A 3,560-nucleotide genomic window follows, 5' to 3' on the forward strand; every position below is an offset into this window, starting at 1 on the left:
AAAAACATACGGCTCTCAATACAATCTCGAAATTCAAAACCCCCGTCAGCGAAAGCCGACGGGGGTTTTGCGTTTCCAGGACCGGAATTGATCAATGAGAGCGGCAGGGCCGCTAACGGGAAACCGCGGCGCGAGCAACAGGCGCGACTGGAAACAAGGCTCGGGGGTAACTGGGAGCTCCTGACAACCTGCCCGGCTGAGAGTGGCCCTCGGATCAAGTCCGAGGGCAGCGCGGTGAGGGGGAGAGTTCGAGCCTCACCGGGGGTCGTAAGTCTCGCCGGACGCAGTTTCGCCAAGGCAGAAGGCGCGGTCGGCATCAGCCGGAGTCCCGCAGGGCACGCAGGAAACTGGATTGCCCGGACAAGCCGGGCAATGACGCTGGGGAGGGGATCGGGGACTGGGACGACCAACGCGGCGGACCAAGACGGCGGGATGACCGACATGTGCACCTGGCTTTTGGGTAACTCCGTGCTGCTCGGCATTTATCGCGGACCTACACCAGGCCTTCCGCAAGCAGGGTTTCGCCGGTGGCGGTGAGGGCGGCTGCGGCGGGGATGAGGGGGCGGCCGAGCAGGGTGATGGCGGCCGCGGAGTCCAGGCGTTTCAGGACGCCGAGTTCGCCGAGATTGGAGCGGACGTCCTTGTCAAAGAGGCTATAGAGGCGGACGGCCCAGTCGGGCATTTCGAAGCGCGGGATTCTGCCGGCGTTTTCGGGCAGGTGTGCGCGCAGGATATTGGCGGCCTCCAGGAAGAATAGTGAGCGTTCGCCCATGGGGAAGCGCTGGCCACCGGCGGCGGGCGCGGTCATCGCCGCGACATGGGCGGCGGCGACATCGCGTACATCGATGATGACAAGCGGAATACGCGGGGCGGCGGGGACTGAGCCATTGAGCAGGCGCTGCACCAGGGTGGCGGAAGTGCCGGGATCCTCATCCAGCAGCGGTCCCAAGATGGCGCTGGGATTGATGGTGACGAGGTCATTGTGACGACCGGCGGCATCCATCAGGTCCCAGGCGCGGCGTTCGGCCAGGGTTTTGGATTGGACATAGGCGTTGACGGCCCGGCTTTCGAGATTAGTCCAGTCGCTGCCGGTGAAGGGCTCGGTGCGGGACTTGTCGTGGCCATAGGCGATGGCGGCCATCGAGGAGGTGAGGACGATACGCACTACCCCAGCGCGCAAGGCGGCCGAAATGGCGCGGGTGGTGCCATCGACGGCCGGGCCGATCAGCTCCATCTTGTCTTCAGGCATCTTGAGCACGAAGGGAGAGGCCGTGTGCTGGAGATAGCGACAATCGGCCATGGCGGCATCCCAGCCGGCATCGTTCATCAGATCGAGCGCGACAAACTCGAGGCGGGAGGTGTCGGCGCCGGCCTTGGCGAGGGTGGCACGAACCTTGTCGGCCTTGCTCAGATTGCGCACCGAGCCGCGGACGATGTAGCCCGCATTGAGCAATTGCAGCGCAACATGGCCGCCGAGAAAGCCGGAAATGCCGGTGAGCAGGACGCGGTCGGACATTGAATATCTCCCTTAGAATTGAACGATAAGTATGGTAATCGTTCAATTAGTACAAGAGCGAGTCGACCAATTGACTGAAGCAGCGACAGACAGGGTCAAGGAAAAGCGGCGTCGTATCCTGGATGCAGCGCGGTTCCTGGTGCTCAAACAGGGACTGCGCGCCACCAGCATGGAAGCGATCGCGCGGGAAGCGCGGATCGCCAAACCAACCCTCTATGCCCAGTTCACCGACAAGGATGCGGTGTTTAGCGGGATCATCGACGAGATGATCGGGGACCTCCTTGCCGCCTATGATAGCGGCATGGCAGGGGGCGGGGATATCGCCGAACGGGTTGGGGCGGCGCTGGCCGGAAAATATGGGGTGATCGCCGGGGTACTGGCTGGCTCCGCACATGCGGCTGAGCTCTATGACGAGCACAATCGGTTGGCGGGACGGTTCCGCGCTGTCGATGAGCGGGTGCGCGATGAGATCGCGGCGGAGCTGCGGGGCGCCGGTGTGGCCGATGCCGAGGCTTTGGCGCGGCTGGTGCTGGCTTCGGCCTATGGGATAGCGCGCAAGTTTGGCAGCGAGGCGGAGGTCGGGGCGGGAATCCGACTGATGTGCCGGCGGCTGATCGGGCCGGAATTGGGGTGAGGCTGGACGCTGGTTGGCGGGGGGAAACTGGATCCCGGCTCGCGCCGGGATGACGGTGTGCAGGGATGGTTCGCGCGTATCTTGGGACCCCCACCCTGGCCCTCCCCTCAAGGGGGAGGGGACGATAGGGCGATGGCTGGGGATCAGACGTTGGCCCAGGCGTTGGTTTTCTCGCTGGCGAAGATGGCGTCGAGGACTTTCATCGAGGCGATGGCGTCTTCGATGCCCCAGGGCAGCGGTTTTTCGCCAAGCACGGCAAGGGCAAAGGCTTCGGCCTGTTCGGTATATTGATCGCAGGCGGGCAGGATTTCGCGGCGGGCCAGGGAGCCGTCGAAGGGCGCGCCGGTATCGATGGTGATGGCGGTGCGTTCGTCGGGCGCGGGATTGAACGGAATGGTGATCTCAAGCTTGGCCTTGCTGCCCAGTACCTGCACCTTCTGGTGGCCGGCGATCTGGGTGGACACCACGAAATTGAGCTGCCGCCCATTGCCGAAATCGGCGAGGACGCTGGCCAGCCGGTCGGTCTTGAAATTGGGGTCGCGCTCGACCAGCGAGACGACGCGGCTGGGCTCGCCTTCGAACAGGAAGCGACCCGCCGTGATCGGGTAGCAGCCGATATCCATGATGCCGCCACCACCGATATCGGGCTGATTGCGCACATTGTTGGGGTCGAGATTGCTATAGCCGAACACCGCATTGATGGCGCGGACTTCGCCCAATTCGCCGGACCGGATGATCTCGCGGGCCCGCAGCCATTGCGGATGGAAGCGCACCATGAAGGCTTCGAGCACGATGCGGTCGGGCGGGCACTCGCGCAGTGCCTCGGAGTCCCGAGCATTGAGCGCGATCGGCTTTTCGCACAGCACATGCTTGCCGGCCTTGGCGGCGGCGACGGTCATCGGCACATGCAGGTGATTGGGCAAGGGATTGTAGATGGCGTCGATATCGGGATCGGCGAATAGCTCTTCGTAGGAGCCGTAGGCCCTTGGGATCCCGAGCTTTTTGGCGGCAGCCTGGGCCTTGCCCAGATCGCGCGAGGCAATGGCAAATACCTCGGAATGGGCCGATTTCATGATGCCGGGCGTGACCTTCTGCATGCCGATATTGGCGGTCGATAGAATGCCCCAGCGAACTTTCTTGGTGGTCAATTTGGCCCCTCCCCAGTTGCTGAGAGTTTTAGCGGGCGGGGGTGTGCTTGGCTAGTATGGAAGACGCGCGGAAATGGTGTGACGCGCCGAGGCGCCGCCGGGCGCGGTTTCTGGCTGGCGGGGGCACTTCGTATCCGAAGTGCGGGGATGGCGAGGCTTTTGCCTCAAGCGGGTAGTCCGCAATGAAATGAGGCAGAGCCTCGCCATCGCGCCGGTATTTTCTGCGGGACCGAACCAGGGGCGGCGGTTTTTCAGCCGATAC

General features: G+C 63.7%; 3 protein-coding genes. 1 reads left to right on the forward strand and 2 read right to left on the reverse strand.

Going from position 1 to position 3,560, the window contains the following annotated elements:
• Nucleotides 1–493 precede the first annotated feature (493 nt).
• Nucleotides 494–1,516, reverse strand: coding sequence for an NAD-dependent epimerase/dehydratase family protein (locus tag BUA69_RS20495; protein ID WP_046133342.1), 1,023 nt, complete (start codon nt 1,514–1,516; stop codon nt 494–496).
• A 70-nt stretch (nt 1,517–1,586) separates the two neighbouring features.
• Between BUA69_RS20495 and BUA69_RS20500 the strand changes: the two genes are divergently transcribed.
• The gene (locus BUA69_RS20500; RefSeq protein ID WP_072866662.1) at nt 1,587–2,150 is read left to right on the forward strand and encodes a TetR/AcrR family transcriptional regulator; all 564 of its coding nucleotides are present in this window, start codon (nt 1,587–1,589) and stop codon (nt 2,148–2,150) included.
• A gap of 143 nt (nt 2,151–2,293) precedes the next feature.
• Here the strand turns inward: BUA69_RS20500 and BUA69_RS20505 are convergent, their stop codons facing one another.
• Nucleotides 2,294–3,298, reverse strand: a complete 1,005-nt coding sequence (locus BUA69_RS20505; protein WP_072866663.1) for a Gfo/Idh/MocA family protein — start codon at nt 3,296–3,298, stop codon at nt 2,294–2,296.
• Between the last annotated feature and the right edge of the window lie 262 nt (nt 3,299–3,560).

The organism is Devosia limi DSM 17137 (genome assembly GCF_900128975.1).
Taxonomy (GTDB): Bacteria; Pseudomonadota; Alphaproteobacteria; order Rhizobiales; family Devosiaceae; genus Devosia; species Devosia limi.

Bases quoted from the DNA above. Each gene is read 5' to 3' on its own strand.
- BUA69_RS20495 (WP_046133342.1), bottom strand. From the start codon at position 1,516: ATGTCCGACCGCGTCCTGCTCACCGGCATTTCCGGCTTTCTCGGCGGC.